Annotated in this window: 21 protein-coding genes; 13 read left to right on the top strand and 8 right to left on the bottom strand. The window is 42.3% G+C overall.

Features of this window, described 5'->3' with window-relative positions; genetic code table 11:
* Positions 1-80 precede the first annotated feature (80 nt).
* The 4 genes from H6G74_RS24710 to H6G74_RS24695 form a co-directional block, all read right to left on the bottom strand.
* Positions 81-1352, bottom strand: a complete 1272-nt coding sequence (locus H6G74_RS24710) for a tetratricopeptide repeat protein (protein ID WP_190970160.1) — start codon at positions 1350-1352, stop codon at positions 81-83.
* 166 nt (positions 1353-1518) lie between these two features.
* Complete coding sequence (locus H6G74_RS24705; protein WP_190970159.1) at positions 1519-1845, bottom strand: hypothetical protein; 327 nt, start codon at positions 1843-1845, stop codon at positions 1519-1521.
* Positions 1846-2101: 256 nt separating this feature from the next.
* The gene (locus H6G74_RS24700; RefSeq protein ID WP_190970158.1) at positions 2102-3061 is read right to left on the bottom strand and encodes an orange carotenoid-binding protein; all 960 of its coding nucleotides are present in this window, start codon (positions 3059-3061) and stop codon (positions 2102-2104) included.
* Between the two features lie 343 nt (positions 3062-3404).
* Entirely contained in the window at positions 3405-4421 is a 1017-nt protein-coding gene (locus H6G74_RS24695) for a metallophosphoesterase (protein WP_313888515.1), read from the bottom strand.
* 155 nt (positions 4422-4576) lie between these two features.
* Between H6G74_RS24695 and der the strand changes: the two genes are divergently transcribed.
* The 8 genes from der (at position 4577) to H6G74_RS24655 (ending at position 14778) form a co-directional block, all read left to right on the top strand.
* Positions 4577-5938, top strand: coding sequence for a ribosome biogenesis GTPase Der (gene der, locus H6G74_RS24690; RefSeq protein ID WP_190970157.1), 1362 nt, complete (start codon positions 4577-4579; stop codon positions 5936-5938).
* A gap of 158 nt (positions 5939-6096) precedes the next feature.
* The gene (locus H6G74_RS24685; protein WP_190970183.1) at positions 6097-7017 is read left to right on the top strand and encodes an energy-coupling factor transporter transmembrane component T family protein; all 921 of its coding nucleotides are present in this window, start codon (positions 6097-6099) and stop codon (positions 7015-7017) included.
* 14 nt (positions 7018-7031) lie between these two features.
* Entirely contained in the window at positions 7032-8600 is a 1569-nt protein-coding gene (locus H6G74_RS24680; protein WP_190970156.1) for an anthranilate synthase component I, read from the top strand.
* Between the two features lie 551 nt (positions 8601-9151).
* Positions 9152-9430 (top strand): transcriptional coactivator PipX, encoded by a 279-nt coding sequence (pipX, locus tag H6G74_RS24675; RefSeq protein ID WP_190591642.1) that lies wholly within the window; start codon positions 9152-9154, stop codon positions 9428-9430.
* Positions 9427-10095, top strand: coding sequence for a YggS family pyridoxal phosphate-dependent enzyme (locus H6G74_RS24670; RefSeq protein ID WP_190970155.1), 669 nt, complete (start codon positions 9427-9429; stop codon positions 10093-10095). The genes pipX and H6G74_RS24670 overlap by 4 nt, the downstream gene beginning before the upstream one ends.
* Before the next feature lie 363 nt (positions 10096-10458).
* Positions 10459-11055, top strand: a complete 597-nt coding sequence (locus tag H6G74_RS24665; RefSeq protein WP_190970154.1) for a cell division protein SepF — start codon at positions 10459-10461, stop codon at positions 11053-11055.
* Between the two features lie 94 nt (positions 11056-11149).
* The gene (proC, locus tag H6G74_RS24660; RefSeq protein WP_190970153.1) at positions 11150-11962 is read left to right on the top strand and encodes a pyrroline-5-carboxylate reductase; all 813 of its coding nucleotides are present in this window, start codon (positions 11150-11152) and stop codon (positions 11960-11962) included.
* Positions 11963-12108: 146 nt separating this feature from the next.
* Entirely contained in the window at positions 12109-14778 is a 2670-nt protein-coding gene (locus H6G74_RS24655) for a DEAD/DEAH box helicase (protein WP_190970152.1), read from the top strand.
* A gap of 85 nt (positions 14779-14863) precedes the next feature.
* On the opposite strand, the gene thyX is transcribed toward H6G74_RS24655, so the two are convergent.
* Positions 14864-15586: an FAD-dependent thymidylate synthase gene (gene thyX, locus H6G74_RS24650; RefSeq protein WP_190970151.1), complete on the bottom strand. Its 723-nt coding sequence runs from the start codon at positions 15584-15586 to the stop codon at positions 14864-14866.
* A gap of 160 nt (positions 15587-15746) precedes the next feature.
* On the opposite strand from thyX, the gene H6G74_RS24645 reads away from it, so the two are divergent.
* Both H6G74_RS24645 and H6G74_RS24640 read left to right on the top strand, forming a co-directional pair.
* Positions 15747-15962: a chlorophyll a/b-binding protein gene (locus H6G74_RS24645; protein ID WP_190970150.1), complete on the top strand. Its 216-nt coding sequence runs from the start codon at positions 15747-15749 to the stop codon at positions 15960-15962.
* A 148-nt stretch (positions 15963-16110) separates the two neighbouring features.
* Positions 16111-16437, top strand: a complete 327-nt coding sequence (locus H6G74_RS24640) for a hypothetical protein (RefSeq protein ID WP_190970149.1) — start codon at positions 16111-16113, stop codon at positions 16435-16437.
* Positions 16438-16537: 100 nt separating this feature from the next.
* Here H6G74_RS24640 and H6G74_RS24635 read toward each other — a convergent pair whose 3' ends face one another.
* Positions 16538-17182 carry a class I SAM-dependent methyltransferase gene (locus tag H6G74_RS24635; protein WP_190970148.1) on the bottom strand — a complete coding sequence of 215 codons (645 nt, stop codon included), beginning with the start codon at positions 17180-17182 and terminating at the stop codon, positions 16538-16540.
* Positions 17183-17817: 635 nt separating this feature from the next.
* Here H6G74_RS24635 and fba point away from each other — a divergent pair.
* On the top strand, positions 17818-18897 hold the full coding sequence (gene fba, locus H6G74_RS24630; RefSeq protein WP_190970147.1) for a class II fructose-bisphosphate aldolase: 1080 nt from the start codon (positions 17818-17820) through the stop codon (positions 18895-18897).
* 255 nt (positions 18898-19152) lie between these two features.
* Here fba and H6G74_RS24625 read toward each other — a convergent pair whose 3' ends face one another.
* Complete coding sequence (locus H6G74_RS24625; protein WP_190970146.1) at positions 19153-19386, bottom strand: hypothetical protein; 234 nt, start codon at positions 19384-19386, stop codon at positions 19153-19155.
* A 176-nt stretch (positions 19387-19562) separates the two neighbouring features.
* Between H6G74_RS24625 and H6G74_RS24620 the strand changes: the two genes are divergently transcribed.
* Together H6G74_RS24620 and H6G74_RS24615 are read left to right on the top strand one after the other, a co-directional pair.
* Entirely contained in the window at positions 19563-19772 is a 210-nt protein-coding gene (locus tag H6G74_RS24620) for a helix-turn-helix domain-containing protein (protein WP_313888514.1), read from the top strand.
* A 208-nt stretch (positions 19773-19980) separates the two neighbouring features.
* The gene (locus tag H6G74_RS24615) at positions 19981-20193 is read left to right on the top strand and encodes a helix-turn-helix domain-containing protein (RefSeq protein ID WP_062296764.1); all 213 of its coding nucleotides are present in this window, start codon (positions 19981-19983) and stop codon (positions 20191-20193) included.
* 150 nt (positions 20194-20343) lie between these two features.
* Here H6G74_RS24615 and H6G74_RS24610 read toward each other — a convergent pair whose 3' ends face one another.
* Complete coding sequence (locus H6G74_RS24610; protein ID WP_190970145.1) at positions 20344-21012, bottom strand: hypothetical protein; 669 nt, start codon at positions 21010-21012, stop codon at positions 20344-20346.
* Positions 21013-21327 lie beyond the last annotated feature (315 nt).

Raw genomic sequence — 21327 nt, 5'->3', positions numbered from 1 at the left:
GATATTCTGTCTCTTGAGAATGTAATAATATTGAATATTAATCCATCAATTATATGAATTTTGACTATCAATTTCGGCAATTATCTACCGCGATCGCCTTCTAAATCTTCAATCACTCCTTGCAAATACCACTCATCTGATCTACCAGGATAATCATCTTGTTTTTGCTCAATTAATCGTTGAGCAATTTCCCAATAACCGCCAACTAAGCGCAAAAGTTTTTGGCGGAGTAAGTTATATTTTTGCTTGTTAGATTCTGGATAAGCTGTTTGAATTTTTTGCAGACTATCTAAAACTTGTTGATAATTATCCCAATCTTCTTGTTCACAAAAAATACTCGCGGCGCGTTGATAGTCTGCAACAGCACTTTGCATTTCTTCGAGCAATGTATAAGCAATACCGCGATTGTAGTAAGCTTGGGCATCATCAGAATTAATTTGCAAGGCTTGGGTGTAATCTTGAATTGCCCCTAGATAATTACCCATTGCTCGATAGACATTGCCTCTAGCAACATATATCAAAGCATCTTCTGGCTGCATTTGCAGTGCTTGGTTAAAATCTGCGATCGCACCTTGATGATCTCCCAACAAAGCACGGGCTTTACCCCGGTTACGATAAACAATCGCATCTTGAAACTTGAGTAACAGTGCTTGGTTAAAATCTGCGATCGCCTCACGATAATTGCCCATTTTGCACCACACCACACCCCGACAGCAATAAGCTTGAGCATCTTGAGGATCAGCTTGCAATACCCAATTTAAATCTGCGATCGCTGCTTTGGTATCTCCTTTTTCGGCTTTGTCTAAGAGTTGCGTAAAATAATCTTTCGTAGAAATAATCGTTGCAGTTACAGGATTTTGGGGTTTTACTGCTGGTTTCACTGGCGGTTGTAGCTGTTTAATTTTTTCCAGACACAGCCGACAATTTTCTTTATCGTTTTGCTGTAAGTATAATTCTGCCGCTTGTTTAAAACTAGCGATCGCATTAGTAATTAACCCTTGCTTGCGTTGGACTATTCCCCGCAAACTATAAGCAGCTGCATAATTTCCCCGCAGATGAATCGCCTGTTCCACATCATCCAACGCGCCAGGGAAATTTTTCAAGGCTAATCGCGCTAACGCACGACTGTAGTAAGCTTCTACAAATTTCGAGTCTATTTTTAAAGCTTCGGTATAATCGGAAACTGCCAACAAAATTTGTCCTGAATCATAATATGCCAAACCTCTGTGCAGATAAGCTTCAGTATCGAATGGCGCAACTTGGATAACTTGACTAAAATCTGCGATCGCCCCAGCATAATCTTTTTGCTTGGCCTTTTCTAGCCCCTGAAAATAGAGTTCGTGATGATTCATAATGAGTAATTTATAAGTGTATGTTGCAATCTGCTCACCGTAACTCCTATCTTGCACCATCTTAAAAGCTGTGGTGAGGATGTCAACAAAGTGTTGTTACAAAAGAAATGCAGCAGAAAACATCTCTGTCCGTCTGCTGCTATCAAGTGTGAAGCTGATTCACTTTTTACATCCGAGTCATCACGGCTACTTTGGTCAACTTATCTTTTTCCAGTCCCTGTAGTTCATCAAGATGTAACCAGCCCTCCTTGATCAACCTAGCAAAGACAAAGATGAGAACTGAATATCTGTAGTCGTATTTACCATCTATTTCATGCCTTCTGGCACTTAAGAAATCATGTAACTGCCACATTTCATCAGCCTGTGTCATCATGCTAAATCTTTGCTGAACTTCTTGGATCACAGCCTCAATTTCGCGTTTATATGCTTTTTCAAAAGCTTGTTTAGCTATTTCTTCCTCGGTCTTAGACCATTCAATCTCACTCACTTGCATTCCGAACCTTAAAGTTTATGCGTTAATTATTTTATCAATGGGTCATTTGCTGCCAAAAATATGAGCGCCCTTGACTAGAGAGCGCCCACACCATCATTCAAGGTATATTCGTATCTTGCACCAAGCGACTGAAGTCGCGGCTACACGAACAAAACCCGCCTGCGCGGGTTCAAAACCCTTGATTTGAGCTTAGTCCGCGTAGGCGGACTTCGTTTTTATAGCCGCGAATTCTATTCGTTGGGGCTAGGTAATTCTTCTAGCGAACTAAATTCAATAGTTCTTTAGGAGATGCCAGCAAATCAATTGCTACGAAGAAAATTTTACCTTTAGGATTAATTAAAAATCGCCAAGCCATATTCATCCCGACACCAGCACCAAACCAAGGAGTTTGGACTTTACCTGTAACTTTAATTTGGGTGTAACCTTCTTCTGCTGGTTCAGAAACACCTCTCTCTGGAAGCAATTTGAGGTTTTGACATTCTTCGTTGAAAAATCGCAGAATCGCATCTCTACCCACAATGGGTCTTTGGAAAGGAGGTTGCAGGGCTGCATCAGGTGCGAACAAATCAATTAATGCCCCAAAATCATTGGCATTAAGGTTGTCCATATAACTCAGCACTGTTTCATTTGTAATACCTTCAATGGTGACTTTAGTACGTTGCGACACATCCTTTGGCGCAACAACAGGTTCAGAGACTCTGGTATAGTCACCCAACTTGTTGGGGTCAAATCCCATATCAACTACAGAGTTGCGTAAAACAGTAATTTGTTGCCCCTGATCTAGTTCTCTAACTGCTTGCAGTACTGCTGAAGCATTGGCAGAAAGCTGATAACCAGCAGGAATTGGCGCAACAATACCTTGATCCATCCATACCCCAAGTTGATACCAGAAACCTAGTTTGATGTTTGCCGACCAAGTAGCATAGGTACGACAAATAGGTGTATCAGCATTGTTAGCTAGATCGCACATAACCTGACTTTGTTCAGGAAAAGTCATTTTCCGAATTTGATCGAGTGTTGCTTCGGCAAACTGCATCCGAGCAGCGCCTGGAGCAGCAACAGTAATTGTTTTACCCATTTCTAAATAAGCAAACCAAGTCCAAGCCAGCTGATCTTCCGCACTGAGTTGCTTAAATCTAGCAATGGTCGCTGGTACTGCATCAGCAGATAAGGTTTCTGGGAAAATACCACGAGCCGAGTCGATTGTAATTGCCATATTTACACACTTAACCTTAATCGTATTTACAACTAGCAAAAGGACGCAGGCAAGAGCGTTTGAACGATCAAGCTTTAGCGACCTGTTACAAAAATATCACAAAAATTAATAAATATTCACAAATTTTAATGAGCATTGCAAAATACACCTCCAGCCTGGTTTGAGGAAGGCAAAAGTCAAAAGAGCTAGAGTGCTGAGTAATCTTTCTCTACTCAGCACCTACTTTGTACACACAAGTCACACACAAGAAAATTTTGGATATTTTTTTACTTGGAAGTCTCTAAAGCAATACAGTCCAGTAGGGTGCGTTGAAGCAAAGCGTAACGCACCTCAAAAATAATGCTTACTTGAGTAGCTGTTCTGGCTTGATACCTAAGCGAACTGCTACCTGTTCAGACTCGACCAATGTTGCTGCTAAAATTTCTGCCCCCGCTTTTGTGACAAGTTCTGCTACTGTACCTGCTGTTTCAGGAGAACCTGCATTAAATGGTGGAGCCGGATTAATTGGTGCAACCAACGTAAACACAGTAATTTCAGGACGAGCAAAAAAACGCAGATGTAAACCTGTCATTCCTAAACCTCGATTAGTATACAAAAACATCTTACCTACCTGATATTTTCCTATGTAATACTGTCTTGCAAAAGGCGGAAGTATAGGCGGTGTAATTAACGGTAGGCGAATTTGTCCGCCGTGAGAATGTCCTGAAAGTTGCAAATCAAACCGCCCTGTCGCCGCGCTGGCAATAGCAAAGTCTGGTTCATGGGCTAATAATATTGCTGCGCCTGTTTTGGGTAATTTCTGCATCACTAAATCTAGGCGGCTTTTACCCATCTGGACATCATCTACACCCGCAATATGTAACATTGCACTTCCGCGTTGGAGTGTATAAATATCATTGTCCAAATAGACAATATTGCTTTGTTTTATGGCTTGGATAATTGCTGGAGTATCATTCTCGTGGTCGTGATTTCCTAATATGGCTACAGTTTTATCTTTGGGTGTGAAGTGATTTAAAGAAACTGTGAGCGAAGGGATGAATTGTGGTAGGTTGCGTGTGACTAAATCACCTGTAATTGCAATTAAATCGGGTTTTTGTTGGTTAACTAGTCGGACTATCCGCTTGAGTCGTCGCGGAGTCATCCAGCGATCGCGGTGAATATCACTAATTTGGACAATGCGATAACCGTTAAATTCCGAGGCGAGATTGGGTAATGTCAGTTGTAAAGAATTAATTTCAATCCAATTGGGTTCAATGAAATGAGCGTATATTAAAGTGCAGCAGCCAAGCAATAAGCACCATCTTATACATCGAAAAGCTGAACTGCTGGCTTTTATCAACCACTTACGAGTTCTCAACACACAATCTCCTTCGCTGTGATTGCCAGTTTTCTTGCCAAGCTTGTTATTTAAGATTTCGAGTTCAATTTTCTTTTATCAGAGAAAATTAAATAAAGACTTAAAGTCGCTAAAATAAACAGATGTGATATACTTACTGTTTCTCTACTCCTGGTTTTATGGGACTGCCAATTGTTGCAATTATCGGCCGACCGAATGTCGGCAAATCCACCCTGGTTAATCGTCTCGCTGGGGAACAAACGGCGATTGTCCACGACGAACCAGGTGTGACCCGCGATCGCACTTATCTGCCTGCTTATTGGAATGACCGCGAGTATTTAGTGGTAGATACAGGTGGTTTAGTCTTTAACGATGACACCGAATTTCTGCCATTGATTCGTCAGCAAGCACTAGCAGCTCTTCACGAAGCCAGTGCAGCCATTTTTGTAGTGAATGGACAGACAGGCCCCACACCAGCTGATGAAGAAATCGCCGAATGGTTACGTCAACAACCAGTACCAGTACTGCTGGCTGTGAACAAATGCGAATCTCCAGAACAAGGCTTAATTCAAGCAGCCGAGTTTTGGGAATTGGGGTTAGGAGAACCATACCCCATCTCTGCAATTCATGGCAACGGTACAGGCGACTTACTCGACGAGTTAATTAAACACATTCCAAGTGTTACAGAAGTACCAGAAACCAACGAAATTAAAGTGGCGATCATTGGTCGGCCAAATGTGGGTAAATCAAGTTTATTAAATGCTTTTGTGGGTGAACAAAGAGCTATTGTTAGCCCCATTTCTGGTACAACGCGAGATGCTATAGACACTTTTATCGAACGTGATGGGCAACAATATCGGCTGATTGACACCGCCGGGATTCGCAAAAAGAAAAACATAGATTACGGGACGGAATTTTTTAGCATTAACCGTGCTTTTAAAGCCATTCGCCGCGCCGATGTTGTTTTATTAGTTTTAGATGCCTTAGATGGAGTTACGGAACAAGACCAAAAATTAGCAGGGCGGATCATTGAAGAAGGTCGAGCTTGCATCGTTGTCGTCAATAAATGGGATGCTGTTGAAAAGGACTCTCATACTATCTACGATTACGAAAAAAGTCTGCAAGAGCGACTACACTTTACCGACTGGGCTTCGACTATCTTTGTCAGCGCCTTAACAGGACAACGGGTAGAAAAGATTTTAGAATTAGTTGTGCAAGCAGCCGCAGAACACAAGCGCCGTGTGACTACATCGGTAATTAACGAAGTTTTAGAAGAAGCGGTAAGATGGCACTCACCCCCAACTTCTCGCGGTGGTCGTCAGGGCAGAATTTATTATGGTACTCAAGTGAGCAGCCGACCACCAACAATTGCTCTATTTGTGAATGATGCAAAACGCTTCAACGACAACTACCGGCGCTATATCGAAAGACAATTCCGCCAACAACTAGGCTTTAAAGGTACACCCATTCGTCTCCTCTGGCGGAGTAAGAAAGTCCGGGATATGGAAAGTGGTAATATCAACCGCGCAACTCGCGTGTAATGAAGTAAAAAGTAAAAAGTAAAAAGTGAGCCACTGCTTTGAACGGGTTTCCTGGCTCCCTCAGTGGTGAACCCCGAAGGGGTAAAAAGGTAAGAGAGAAAATTTTGCCTTTCAACTTTTGCCTTTTACCTTTTACCTTTTAACTTTTGCCTTATTTTATGGATTTACTGCGATCGCTCCCACTAGGGCTATATTTAGAACAACCACAAACTTGGCTGCATAAACTTGATCCCCGCGTCAAGATTGCTTGGTTGATGAGTTTTTTAACCAGTTACAGCTTTGCCACTAACGAATGGCGCATCTTGTTAGTCGTACTGTTAATTCTGTTTACCTTAGTTGCCAAAATTCCCCGCAGAGTTTGGCAGCAACAATTAGGTTGGTTATTAACCCTCACAGTTTTAGTATTATTTATTGCCGCCGTTAGCCCCGATGGACTGGGTGTGAGTTATCAACCCCGTCTCCCAGCCAATGAGCAAATATTAGCTCTCAAGTCTAACTCACCCGTCCCAACTCCCCAGCCAGCACTCAGCACTAAAAAATATTCCTACGTCTTGTTTCATCAAGGGCCAGTGAGAATCACCCGTCGTTCTTTAGATTTGGCAGTGCGTCTCAGTACCATTTTATTTACGGTAATTTACAGTACCAACTTGTATCTGTTGACAACTGCGCCAGAAGAAATCACGGCGGCGATTGAAAGCATTATGCAGCCCTTACGCAGACTCAAGTTACCTGTAACAGAAATTACCTTGACTTTAACTTTATCCTTGCGATTTATACCCCTAGTTTTAGAAGAAGTACAGAATTTGATTCGCTCAGTCATGACAAGGGCGATTAATTGGAAAAAATTAGGGTTAAAAGGTGCGGTTAAAGTTTGGATGATTGTCGCCGAAAGACTGTTAGAAAATTTGCTGTTAAGGGCAGACCAAATGGCAAATGCGATGATGGTGCGCGGTTTTACCAGCCCTAACGAACACAAAGTGCAGTGGCATGAATTACGACTCAAAAGATGGGATTGGTTTGCGATCGCCACTTTAACTTTATTCTGGGGAGTGCGGGTAATTTCCGGTAATAAATTTTAAGCTGTTCACTCATTATGACCAAGCCTTGGCATTGGCGATCGCTCCCCCTAGAAAATCGTACTGGCGCGGAAATTTTCGCCGCCCTATTTCTACCTACCACATCATCAGGCATTGCTACCCTGCTAGAAAGCCCATACCCCACCCCCACAAGCCAACCCCAACTCAGCCGCTATTCCATCTGTGCAGGCGCACCCCGCATCATCGATGGTGTACCGCAGATGTGGACACCGCAATTAGGTCAGGTTTTCCCATTTTTAGAAAATTTACTACAAAGTAGGGGTTTAGGGGTAAAAGGGTGTAAGGGTGTAGGGGAAGAAATGTTGCTCCCATCGCCCCCTGCCCCCCTGCTCCCCTGCACCCCTACACCCCTGCCTCCTCATCTCCCCTTCACCGGCGGTTGGCTAGGCTGGCTTGGCTATGATGTCGCTTGGGAAATTGAACAGTTACCTTTTGCTAAATCTGATACTCTACCCTTCCCCGTGGCTTTTTGGTATGAACCAGAATCATTTGCCGTTTTAGATCATGTTGAGCAAATTCTTTGGTTAGCAGGTAGTGACATTAATGATGTAGATAGGTTAAAAATTCTTTTAGAAGATAAAAATTCAGGGAATTCACTCTACCAAGTTACCTCCTCACCGCATACACCCATCACTTCTGCCCCTGAGTTCTTCACATCGCAATCAGATTATGAAACATCAGTCAACCGCGCCAAAAAATATATTCAAGCTGGAGATATCTTTCAGGCGAATCTTTCTTTGCGATTTGCCGCATCTACAACGGCTTCTGGCTGGTCAATTTACCAAGCATTGCAGAAAATCAATCCTTCACCCTTTGCCAGCTACTGGCAGACTCCTTGGGGTGAAGTAGTTAGCTGTTCACCAGAACGGTTGGTACTGTTGCAAAATCAGGAAGCTCAAACTCGACCAATAGCTGGGACGCGATCGCGCGGTAAAACCCCAGAACAAGATCATCAACTAGCACAAGAACTACTCAGCAACACCAAAGAACGTGCAGAACATATCATGCTAGTAGACTTAGAACGCAATGATTTAGGGCGAGTGTGTGAATGGGGAACAGTAAAAGTTGACGAACTGCTCACAATTGAGCGATATAGCCATGTTATGCACCTTGTCAGCAACGTTAAAGGTACTTTACAATCCAACCAAAGCACTGTTAATTTGATTCGTGCCATGTTCCCAGGCGGCACAATCACAGGGTGTCCTAAAGTGCGGTGCATGGAAATTATCGAAGAACTAGAACCTGTGCGACGTAGCCTGTTTTATGGTTCCTGCGGTTATCTCGACTGGCGCGGTAACTTGGACTTAAATATCCTGATTCGTACCCTACTTTTAGCACCCGCATCTCCAGCTAGAAAGCAAGGAAGCAGCAAATCAGAGCCAGAATATCCACAAAATGCCCCACTCCCTACTCCCCACTCCCCACTCCCCAGACAAATCAAAACTGTCTGGGGACAAGTGGGTGCAGGAATTGTGGCAGACAGTGATCCTGAAAGAGAATGGTATGAATCTCTGCACAAAGCGCAAGCACAACTAGCTGCTCTGAACCTGATAAATCACCCATGAATCATGCTGAATTAAATTGGTACAAAACCTAATTCCTGAATGATGATTCATCAAAAGTCGGCAATTGTTGGTAGTTTTTTGCCAGAAAATAATAATTATGGCAACATGGAGAGAAGCCAGCACCAACATCGGTTTTAGGTCAGCTTTGACTATTTTTGTAGCAGGGGATAAGTGACAGGTGACAGATTATGGGCTTCGCTGTAAGTTTCGCCCAGTGATACAGTGAGCTTGCCAAACTGCTCAACTTCCGCGTCAGCCGAACGGTGTCAGAGTGTTGAACACCTACACCTTTACAGGGAAGTCAAAATTCAAAAGCAAGAAAATCTTTGACTTTTAACTTTTGACTTGATTCTGCCCCTCCACCCTTAGTTTTTCGTCTTACTGCGAAGTCCTACTAGGCATCATCAAGGATTCCATCACTGCCAAACGATGGCAGAAATCACTCAATTAGAGTAGTTTTAACTAAATATTCTGACGAACAGGTATGATCATCGTCTGGATGTTTGTCTAAAACTACAAATCAATATACATACTCCTACCTTGACTCTTAAATGACTCCAGAAAATCCTGAAATCTACATCAATCATCCAACTTGGGGCTTACTTTATCGGATTTGTGTGGTTGACGATAACCAAGATATGTTCACTACACTTTATGCCCAACGCTTATTTTTTCTGGTAACAAACGACGTTAAAGGTATTAAATTTCAACCCATTGGACGCACTGAAGCCAGAATGATGTTAGAAAATCGTTTGCGGACTCTACGCCGTAATGGTTCATCTCAGGAGTACGATCAGCTTCAGAGTGTTTTCCAACGCACGTTCCAATGAGTAGTTCGATTGACGAACAGATTGCCAATATTCGCACCACACTGCCATCTTCGGTCAGGTTAATTGCTGTCAGCAAGCAAGTTCCGGCGGAGATGATTCGTTTAGCTTACAACGCCGGAATTCGTGATTTTGGCGAAAGCCGTATCCAAGAAGCTGCCACTAAGCAAGCTCAGTTACAGGACTTATCTGATATTACTTGGCATTTGATTGGACATTTGCAAAGTAATAAAGCCAAAAAAGCCCTAGAACTATTTGAGTGGATTCACTCTGTAGATAATTTGAAGCTGGCGCAGCGATTAAATCAATTAGCACAGCAGCTAGGAGTTACCCCAAAAGTCTGTCTGCAAGTCAAAATCCTTCCAGACCCGCAAAAATCAGGTTGGACTGTTCCAGAATTACTGGCGGACTTAGGGGAACTCAACCAGTGCCAGTTTTTACAAATTCAAGGATTGATGACAATTCCGCCTCTGGGGTTGACTGAGGCGGAAATTTTGCATGTATTTAATAGCACATACGATCTAGCAAAACAAATTCAGTTACAAAACTTGCCGAATATTCAAATGCGGGAACTGTCGATGGGGATGTCTGGAGATTATCAACTGGCAGTCCAAGCGGGAGCAACGATGGTAAGATTGGGAACTATTTTATTTGGCGATCGCCATTAATTTCGCTGACAGCAATTATTTATTATTTGTACCACAGCTTCTAGGTAAGAAATACAGATAATTGTCCTAGACTGCTGGTACAATAAAACACTAAAAAAATCATTAACAAAAGTAACGAAACATCAAAAAAACCTGTAATTAAGCTTTATATCCTAAAATCTTTGGGATATAATCTTGACTCATTATTGTATCTAGGTTAAGGTACAGGCGTTTACAAAAGCGTCCGTTCATTATCTATAGTTGTAACAGAAGCTACAAACAACGATAAGATTACTAAATTGTCCGTCCTTTGTAGTGATCTTTAGTGGCTACATCAACTATCAGCCAAATCGATAAAGGTAATTTGCATCAGGAGCGTACCAAATGAACAATATATTTTCCAAACTGCGAGATTTCGTAGGGCTGAACGAGCAGGTAGAATACGAATATTACGAGGAAGAACCAGATACAGATCACTACCAAAATCTGTATCAAGAGGAAAATCCTCAACCTGCACCAGCAGAAGCTACTACACAGAATCGACGTTGGCGGGAACCCATGTCTACAATGGGTAATGATGTAGCAACAGGATCAAAGTCTACGATGGGGAACGTAATTGGTATGCCAGGAGCAGTAAACGGGATTTCTGAAGTATTAGTGCTTGAACCTCGTACATTTGAAGAAATGCCCCAGGCAATTCAAGCGTTACGTGAGCGCAAATCAGTTGTACTCAACTTGACAATCATGGATCCAGATCAAGCTCAAAGAGCAGTTGATTTTGTTGCTGGTGGAACTTACGCATTAGATGGACATCAAGAGCGGATTGGAGAAAGCATCTTTTTGTTTACGCCAAGCTGCGTACAAGTCAGCACCCAAGGTGGAGTTATTCATGAAGTACCACAACCGCCGGCGCGTCCTGTACGTACCACCCCAACTGCCACACCAAACTGGGGAAATGAACCTAACCGCATGGCACAATAAATTGAAATTAGTCATTAGTCCTTTGTCCTTCGTCCTTTGTCCATCGTTCTAAGATACAAATGACTAATGACAAGTGACTAATGACCAATCATAAATGACTAAAAAATTTGGCTTAATTGGTGGTGGGGTAATGGGAGAGGCGCTGTTATCCCGCCTGCTTGAGCGGGGCATCTACCAACCCTCGGAAGTAATCATTAGCGAACCCCAACCAGCGCGTCAGGCTTTTTTGCAGCAGCAATACAATGTGACTGTGACGACAGATAACAGCTTGGTATTTCAGCAAGCGCAGGAAGTCATATTTTTAGCTGTAAAACCGCAAGTATTTAGTGCGATCGCTCAAGAATTAGCAGATATTGTTTTAGCAGAACATTTCCCTTTGGTGATATCGATTTTGGCAGGAGTGCCTTTACATCACCTAGAAGCATCATTTCCAGGATTACCAGTAATTAGAGCTATGCCCAATACCCCAGCCACAGTCGGGGCAGGGATGACAGCTATCTGTTTAGGTGCATACACCAATGCTAAACACCAGAAAAAAGCATCGGAGATATTTTCCGCAGTGGGAGAAGTAGTGGAAGTTTCCGAAAGTTTGATGGATGCTGTTACAGGACTATCTGGTAGTGGCCCGGCTTACGTCTCCATATTGGTAGAAGCTTTAGCAGATGGTGGAGTCGCCGCAGGTTTACCCAGAGGAATTGCCAATCAACTCGCCTTACAAACAGTTTTGGGAACCGCACAATTACTGCACACCAGCAAAATGCACCCCGCAGAATTAAAAGACCGAGTAACTAGTCCTGGTGGGACAACCATTGCTGGTATTAGCCAACTAGAAAAAGCTGGATTTCGCTCGGCATTAATTGAAGCAGTCAAAGCCGCCACAGCGCGATCGCAGGAATTGGGAAAATGAGGGGAGTGGTGAGTGGTGAGTAGGGAGTGGGGAAATTAGAAAATATGCCTATTCCCCATTCCCTACTCCCTATTCCCTACTTCCTATGACGAAGTTGACAAAAGACCCGTTAATATAGTAAACAGTCTGGTTGCAAATGTGATTGAGTGAATTATCCCGCACCGTCTCCAGAAATCAACTTAGGGTCGATATTTCCCTTTGATCTGGATCAGTTTCAGAAAAATGCGATCGCGTCCCTTAACGCTGGACGCTCCGTAGTTGTATGTGCGCCCACAGGTTCTGGCAAAACCTTAGTCGGAGAATACGCTATTTATCGCGCCCTAGCTCGAAAAAAGCGCGTATTCTACACCACACCCCTCAAAGCCTTATCTAACCAAAAACTCCGCGATTTTCGTGAGAAGTTTGGTGCCGATTTAGTAGGACTGTTAACCGGTGATGCGTCTATTAACCGAGATGCACCAATTCTGGTTATGACCACAGAAATCTTCCGCAATATGCTCTATGGCACACCCATCGGGCAGGTTGGCATTTCCTTGGTTGATGTGGAAGCAGTGGTATTGGATGAGTGCCACTACATGAACGATCGCCAACGCGGTACAGTTTGGGAAGAATCGATTATTTACTGTCCCCGTGAAGTGCAACTAGCAGCCCTCTCCGCCACAGTTGCCAATAGCGAACAACTAACAGATTGGTTAAACCAAGTCCACGGCCCCACAGACTTGATTTATTCTGATTTTCGCCCAGTGCCTTTGGAATTTCATTTCTGTAATCCCAAAGGTCTGTTTCCCTTGCTGAATGATACGCAAAACAAAATTAATCCCCGCCTCATTAAGAAACATCGCAAAGGACAAGTTGACAAAGGTAAAAACGGCAGACCAGAAGCCCCAGGCATCATCTATACCTTAAGCCAACTCCAACAGCGAGATATGCTCCCCGCCATTTACTTTATCTTCAGCCGTCGGGGATGCGATAAAGCTGTGGCCGAGGTGGGTGATTTATGGTTAGTCAATGGTCAAGAGTCACAAATATTACGGGAGCAAATCGACGACTTTTTAAACCGTAACCCCGAAGCCGGACGTTCGGGACAAATTGCCCCCCTTTATCGCGGCATTGCTGCCCACCATGCCGGGATTTTACCTGCGTGGAAAGTACTGGTGGAAGAATTATTCCAACAGGGATTGATTAAGGTGGTATTTGCGACGGAAACTTTAGCCGCAGGGATTAATATGCCTGCCCGTACCACAGTGATTTCTACCCTGTCAAAACGTACCGACACCGGACACCGTTTGTTAAATGCTTCCGAATTTCTGCAAATGGCAGGTCGGGCTGGTCGGCGGGGGATGGATAAACAAGGTCATGTGGTGACAGTCCAAACTCCTTTTGAAGGTGCGAAGGAAGCAGCCTATCTGGCGACATCAAAACCAGATCCTTTAGTCAGCCAATTTACACCGAGCTACGGTATGGTGTTGAACTTACTGCAAACTCACACCATAGAACAAGCTAGAGAATTAGTAGAACGTAGTTTTGGTCAGTACATAGCTAACTTGCACCTCAAACCAGAATACGATGAGATAGCTGAACTGCAAGCCCAATTAGCTCAACTCCAAGAACAAATCGCCGCCGTAGATGAAAACGAAATTGCTATTTATGAAAAATTACGCCAACGTCTGAAAACTGAACGCCAGTTATTAAAAACTCTGCAAAGACAAGCCCAAGATGACCGTCAAGAAGAGTTAGTCATGATGTTGGGCTTTGCTGTTTCTGGCACACTGTTAAGTCTCAAAGGCAAAAATATCACTGTTTCTGCACCTGTGATGGCAGTTTTAGTTGGTAAAAGCCCTGGAGTACAAGCGCCATATTTTGTTTGTTTGGGACAGGATAACCGTTGGTATGTGGCGACAACGGAAGATGTGATGAATTTACATGCTGAACTACCCCGCCTGGACGTGCCAGGAGATATACTCCCACCATCAGAATTAATCTTTAAGCCAGGACAATCTTACCGTGGGGATGAACAAACAGCTGCGATCGCCAAACTCATTCCCAACCTTGATGAAACTCTAAATTTACCACCAGAAGTCGCAGAACAACTCAGTCGCGTTACCGCCGTTGAAGAACAAATCGAAAATCATCCACTGCGCCAGTCTGGTAATGCTTCGACAATTTTTAAACGCCGAGCGCGTTATGTAGAACTTGAAGCCGAACTCGAACAACTGCAAGGACAAGTCGCCCAACAATCACAACGCCATTGGGAAGAATTTCTCAATTTAATTGAAATTTTGCAACACTTCGGTTGTTTGGATAACTTAGTCCCCACAGAATTAGGACAAATGGCCGCCGCTATTCGGGGCGAAAACGAATTATGGCTAGGTTTAGTGTTTGCGAGTGGTGAATTTAACCAATTAGACCCGCAGCACTTAGCCGCAGCTGTCGCAGCGTTGGTGACAGAAACTCCCCGTCCCGATAGTCGAGTCAACTTTGACTTAAGTGAAGAAGTTGTCGAGGCTTTAGCCAAACTCCGGGGTATCCGCCGTCAAATGTTCCAACTGCAACGGCGATATAATGTGGCGTTACCGATCTGGTTAGAATTTGAGTTAATTGCGATCGTTGAACAATGGGCATTGGGTATGGAGTGGACAGAACTTTGTAACCACACCAGCTTAGATGAAGGCGATGTGGTGCGAATTTTACGCCGGACTCTCGATTTATTATCTCAAATTCCCCACGTTCCCCATCTCCCAGACGTTTTGCAGCGTAACGCTTACCGGGCGATGCAATTAATTGATCGGTTCCCAGTCAATGAGGTAGTTGAGTAAATTTTTTAGGGAGTCGGGAGTCGAGAGTGGGGGTAGACAAGGGTGAAGAAAAATAGTCTCTACCTTGTCCCCCTTCCCCCAAGAATCAAGGTGCCAGTCGAGCTTTACCCAGACGTTGCTTTTCATACCATTGTGCGATCGCTGGTGTCCACTCGGCAAAATGCGGCCACATTAATTCGCACAACTTCTGAATTTCTAATTGAGCATCTTTTTTATTTCTCAGGTCACAAAAATGCAAAAATGACCTGACATTAAAACTCACAACAAAATGCTGGCGATAGTCAAACGGCACTATCCCTCTCGCATGTTCTTCAGACATCCCGGCTTGAAAACTTGCCGCATATCTTTTAGCGGCTTCCATACACCATTCTAAATCTGCGGCTCGTTGCTCTGGTGAGTAGTAGTATTTTTTGCCTTGTCTATCTGTGTAATAACCAACAGGACGCAGATAGAATACATCTTCTATATCTTTTTTACCTTCTGCAACATGTAAAAATTGATTCCCAGTATATCTCAGAGATTGAACATCAAAGCTCACTCCGACGCGATGAGTCCGGGCTTGTTGCATAACGCTGTGAGGAAAATAACCACAGTTGAAGACAATTTGCGGATGTTCTAGCGGCCCGTAGTGTCCCCGTTCTCCTGCTAATAGTCGTTTAACAATAACTTCACCGCATTGTGATTCCGAAGGCCATGAGTCTCGTTCATCAACCACAAATGCGTCAGTATAGTCCTGGTGCATCGCAGCGTAAATCACTTGCTGCGGATTTGGTGTTTTGGTAATAACCTCTACTCGGAATCGCTGCATGGGTTTTCTCAGAGTTGACATGAGGAGTAGAGCCTGTTTGTTACACATGACTCAAAACTCAGAACATCATCATATAGCTTTGGGTAGACTCAGATACTTTACAAAAGTTTACTAATACTGTTACACTTCTTTACAAGCGAAAGCAATTGGGGAAAATTTGATGCGTACCAACGGTTCTATTGTTGATGATCAGGGCAAGATGAATAATTTTGCGGTTGAGCCAAAAGTTTATGTAGATGAGCAAGGCGATCGCACTGGCTTTACACCCTATGCAGAACTTCTCAATGGTCGTTTAGCTATGATTGGTTTTATCTCACTGATAGCATTAGAAGTATTTACTGGACATGGCGTTTTTGGGCTTTTATCCAGTCTGTAGTCACTAAATTCTTAAAACGCAATTATTTTTTAAATTTAAGAGAGACGGGAAATATCCCGTCTCTATGTTTATATATATACAATTCAGAAGTCAGGAGCCAGAATTCAGAACTCATAATTGTCATTTTTAGAAACTGTATTTAAACCAGATGAACATTGATGATTTTCTACCTGATTCAAAAATAAAATCAGACTTAATTAATACTTTATGGGAGGATAAATTAGAGTGTGTACTTGAATTAGAACGAGGAACAATTATAGTTCCTCATGATGTATTGCTTGAAGTAGTATCAAAGAGTTATAGGCAAAATAATTATCAAATTGGTTTTGGTAACTATTATGCGGCTCAAATAGCAATTGGAGGAGTAAAAGAATTAAACTCAGGTATTTTGTACCCTCTTCATTGCTTCGCTACTATATTTTACACTTTTGATAAAAAGCTTATAACTGTAGATATTCACTCGGAAATGCGATGAAATCGTCTAGTTACTAAGTAATGAAGACGAAGCATAGGCGTAGGTGTTCAAAACCCTTACACTCAGTTTCCATAGATAATCCCTGTGTGTAAGTCCTAATTCAATTGCGATGAGCAATCACAGCATAAAAGGGATCTCCCGCGCCAATACCCATCAACTGTAAGAAATAAGGCATTGTTGACTGGCGAACAATCACTTCTGGAGTTGTAAATCCCGGTACTGAGGTGAAATAGTGCTTGACTAATTCGACTCTAGCAGTTTCGGAAGCATCACGCCAAGCTTGAATGGCTTTTTGAAAAAACATCCGGTTAGAGAAACTGATAATCGCAATACCACCAGGTTTGAGAATGCGGTGAATTTCCGAAAAGACGGCTTCGGGATATTGTAGATACTGCACAGAAACGCAAATCAGAACAGCATCAAAGTCTTGATCTGCTAGGGGTAGCTGCGGATTATCGTTAAGATTTTGGACAAAGTAATGATTTAGGCGCGGATTGCGTGCTAGTTCTTCAGCGTTGAGTCCGTGTCCTTCAATATGGGCAAACTCTATTTCTTCTGGTAAATGAGATACCCAACTGCTCATCATATCAATGATGCGAGTGTTGGGTTTGAGGCGATCGCGGTACAAATCTGTTAGCTGTTGAATAAACCCATCATCAACATGAGTGACAAAGCGAGGATAGGCATAAAATAGCAGATCATCCGTATCATCTAATTTTTGGCGTTCATTTGGCCTAAGTGTCATAAATATCAATTTTGTAAAAATTTGTGACAAAACTTAGTATAAACAAGAAAGAAAAATAAAGAAGGGTTTAGAGAAGACTTTAGGAGTTATGGCTGAATCCCTAAGAATATTTAGCTCCTACTCAGTGTCAGGATTTGCTGGTGCGACCTTGTGGACAAATGCAACAGCAATTGTGCCAATGATTTCCAATCAATCCTACTTCTGACTGTATCTGCTGCTTGTCTGTCTGTTAAGCCTTCTGAGCAGTCTTGCGGATGAAGAGTCATATTTGATGATTGACACTATTTTGTCACACAATCATTCTGCTCACTGATTACTGCCTTGTTCTGTGAGGGGTCTTACGCCTCTCTTATTCGCCAACAGTTTCATAGAATTCGTCGGGGCTATGCGCTGTTAAGACTGATGCGCCTTTTAGAATCGCCAACTACTAAATCTCTTAAATGTAACGTAGCATACTTGACAGTCGCCCAAGTCAAGCATGAGGCATCTTGGTGAGAGATGACGTAAACTTTTTCAACATAAACACCCGACTCTAGTTATAATTTCCTATAAGTTGAAAAAACTCTTAAGAATTAGCGTAACTAATACGCTGCTCTCACACCGACTAGCTGACAACCACATTAGGAGGACTATCTATGGCGCTTGTACCAATGCGGCTGCTGTTGGATCACGCGGCTGAAAACGGTTACGGCATCCCAGCTTTTAACGTTAACAACCTGGAGCAAATTCAGGCAATTATGAAGGCGGCTGAAGAGACAGATAGCCCCGTCATTTTGCAAGCTTCCCGTGGCGCTCGTAACTATGCAGGTGAAAACTTCCTGCGCCACCTGATTTTGGCTGCTGTAGAGACCTATCCTCACATTCCCATTGTCATGCACCAAGATCATGGTAATGCTCCTTCTACCTGCTACTCAGCTATCAAGAACAACTTCACCAGCGTGATGATGGATGGTTCTTTGGAAGCTGATGCTAAAACTCCTGCCAGCTTCGAGTACAACGTTAATGTTACCCGCGAAGTTGTAAATGTAGCTCATGCTTTGGGCGTAAGTGTAGAAGGTGAACTCGGTTGCTTGGGTTCTCTGGAAACAGGCGCGGGTGAAGCTGAAGACGGACATGGTTTTGAAGGTACTCTTGACCACTCTCAATTGCTAACTGACCCCGATGAAGCTGTTAGCTTTGTAGAAGCAACCCAAGTAGATGCTTTGGCTGTAGCTATCGGTACTAGCCACGGTGCTTACAAGTTTACTCGCAAACCTACTGGCGAAATTTTGGCAATCAGCCGGATTGAAGAAATTCACCGTCGTCTACCTAACACCCACTTGGTAATGCACGGTTCTTCTTCTGTACCTGAAGATTTAATCGCTTTGATTAACGAGTACGGTGGTGCTATTCCTGAAACCTACGGCGTACCTGTAGAAGAAATTCAAAAAGGTATTAAGAGTGGTGTTCGTAAGGTGAACATCGACACCGACAACCGTTTGGCTATCACCGCAGCTGTACGCGAAGCTTTATCAAAAAATCCCAAGGAATTTGACCCCCGTCACTTCCTCAAGCCTTCTATTAAATATATGCAGAAGGTTTGTGCTGAACGCTATGTACAGTTTGGTACTGCTGGTAACGCAAGCAAGATTAAGCAAGTTACTTTAGAAGATTTTGCTGCTAAATATGCTAAAGGTGAATTAAACGCTGTCACCAAGGCTGCTGCTAAAGTTTAATTTAGCTAAAAATTTATAGGGGACACTTTTTTGTTTCCTTAAACTGAGGGTTTTAATATTAAAAATAAACCGGGAAACATAACAGTTTCTCGGTTTTTTGTTGAACTTAGTAATTTATTAACAACTACGTACTTGTCTTTGCGTCTTTGCGCCTTTGCGTGAGAATCTTTATACAAGAAATCTAATGGAAAAACGAACCACAGAGGCGCAGAGGTCACGGAGGAATGAGAGGTTGAGAGAATTTGTGCTTCAGTTCTAAGACATTTGCTGTACTAAAGTCTTTTCAAAGTCTTCTGCTATTTCTGAAATTGTTGGATCAAATATAATCACATGCTTGGCTGTGGGTAATAATCGCTGAAGGATTTGCCTATAAGCATCTGCATCATGACGACGATGAAACCTAGCTACTACCATCCGTTGCATATTGGGTAGTTGCCGAATAATACACCAAGGATGACTATTTGATTTTGGCTTTGAGGTTGATATCATAGGTGAATACTTTCCCACTTTGTGGGATGTGTTAAGAATGGCGATCGCTTCGTATGTTTTCCAGGCAAGACGAGCGATCGCTTTTGGTGTGTTTACTTCAAAAATCGAGATTTCGATTTTCTGAGGTTAAAACTATTAAAAATCGAAATCTCGATACTGTCAAGTCAGGATGATGTGTGTTTAAATTGCGAATTAAAGAATTTGCGGCGGCGCGGGGTTGGACACTCAAAGAAGTATCTGAGCGTTCTGCACTTCCCTACAGCACTGTCGCAACTTACGCAAACTCTCCAGGAATGACAATGGTTAATTTAATCTCTGTGCTGAAGTTGGCGCGTATCTTTGGTGTATCGATAGAAGATTTGATGGAAGTAGTGGAAGAAAATTAAGAGGGCTATTTGATTTTGGCTTTGAGGTTGATATCATAGGTCATACTTCCCCACTTTGTGGGATGCGTTAAGAATAGCGATCGCTTCGTATGTTTTCCAGGCAAGACGAGCGATCGCTTTTAACGTGCGTTAACAACTTTTGATGCGTACGCATCATTGTCTATAAAAAGATTATCTGATGCGTACGCATCATTGTCAACTATTTAGAATGGGTTACGTTAGGTTAAAGATTAGAGAACTAGCTGAACAGCGAGGTTGGACACTAAAAGATGTGGCTAATCGCTCAGGAGTCAACTACAACACTGTAAGAAGTTATGTGCAACGTGGCGCACTTAATACCGTTGACTTATCTGCTGTCTTTAAAATAGCCCAAGCTTTTGAAGTTACCTTAGAAGAATTGGTAGAGGTCATTGAAGATTAAGTAACTAAAAAACCTTTATCCTAGAGGATTGAGAATAGCTATAAATCAATACCGTTCAGTTAAGACTAAAAACCAATTCTGGCGTAGGTTGGTTTGAGGAACGAAACCCAACCTAGTTTTTTGTTGAATATTAATAATTGAGTCTCAGTCCTACTCTGTTATATTCATTGCTGCCGTTGCTATAGCTTTATCTAGTATATCTCCAGCGTTTTGAACTCTCATTAACCAATATTTTCGTTCATCTTGTGATAAAGCTGATGCAGACCAAATAATTGCTCTCCTATCCCAAGGATTATTATTTTGCCAAGTTTCCTTTTGTTGCCTAACCCAATCTAGATATTTTAATTTTTTTGCTAATATAGCAAAAGGTCTAGTACCAAGATTATCTCGAACACTTTTACAAATATTATGAGTTTCTGCTTCACAATCTTTAGCAAATTTATCAGTTAAAGCATGAGTTATCCAAAGGCTTATAAATGGTAGATATGCTAAATCTGATTGATTAAAAAAGCTCACTAAGGCGTTGCCAGTCAACTGTAAATCACTTGATTTTGTAGTCTTAGTTATGTATATAATTGCATCTCTCAAGACTGGTGAGAGTTTATCTAGGTTATTAATTACGCTGGAATGCAATACATTAGTTCTTAAAATTAGTGACCTTCTAAGAAGGTAACGGGCAAGACCCAAATGCAGTAAATTTTCGTCTAAACAATTTTTATTGAATAAATCTAAGATGTTTTTTCTAGCAATTTTATTTAGTTCTTCTGTAGAAATATTATTAGCTTCAGGAATTGCATCATTCTCAAAATTAAATGGCAATTGCTCATTCGATTGATATTGTCTCCCTTCTAATATTGAATTAGATTGGTCTTCAATAATAACATCAGGAGATATTTTATTAATTTCTCCTGATGCTATTATTGTACCTTTTTCCTCTTCATCTACTGCTGTCTGTACTTCATTTATTTTGTCAATTTCTTCAATTAAAGGAAGATTATATTCTGGATATAATAAGAAATTTACGCCTTATGTGAGATGGGGTAGCAAAAAAGAAGGGGAAACCACAAGATAAAGGTAACGACACCAAAGCTTGAGGTCTCCCAATGAATATGGTAGACGGTTCGACCCTGTTGA

Origin of the sequence: Nostoc spongiaeforme FACHB-130 (genome assembly GCF_014698475.1) — a bacterium.
Taxonomy (GTDB): Bacteria; Cyanobacteriota; Cyanobacteriia; order Cyanobacteriales; family Nostocaceae; genus Nostoc_B; species Nostoc_B spongiaeforme.
This window is presented reverse-complemented; position numbering and strand designations above follow the sequence as displayed.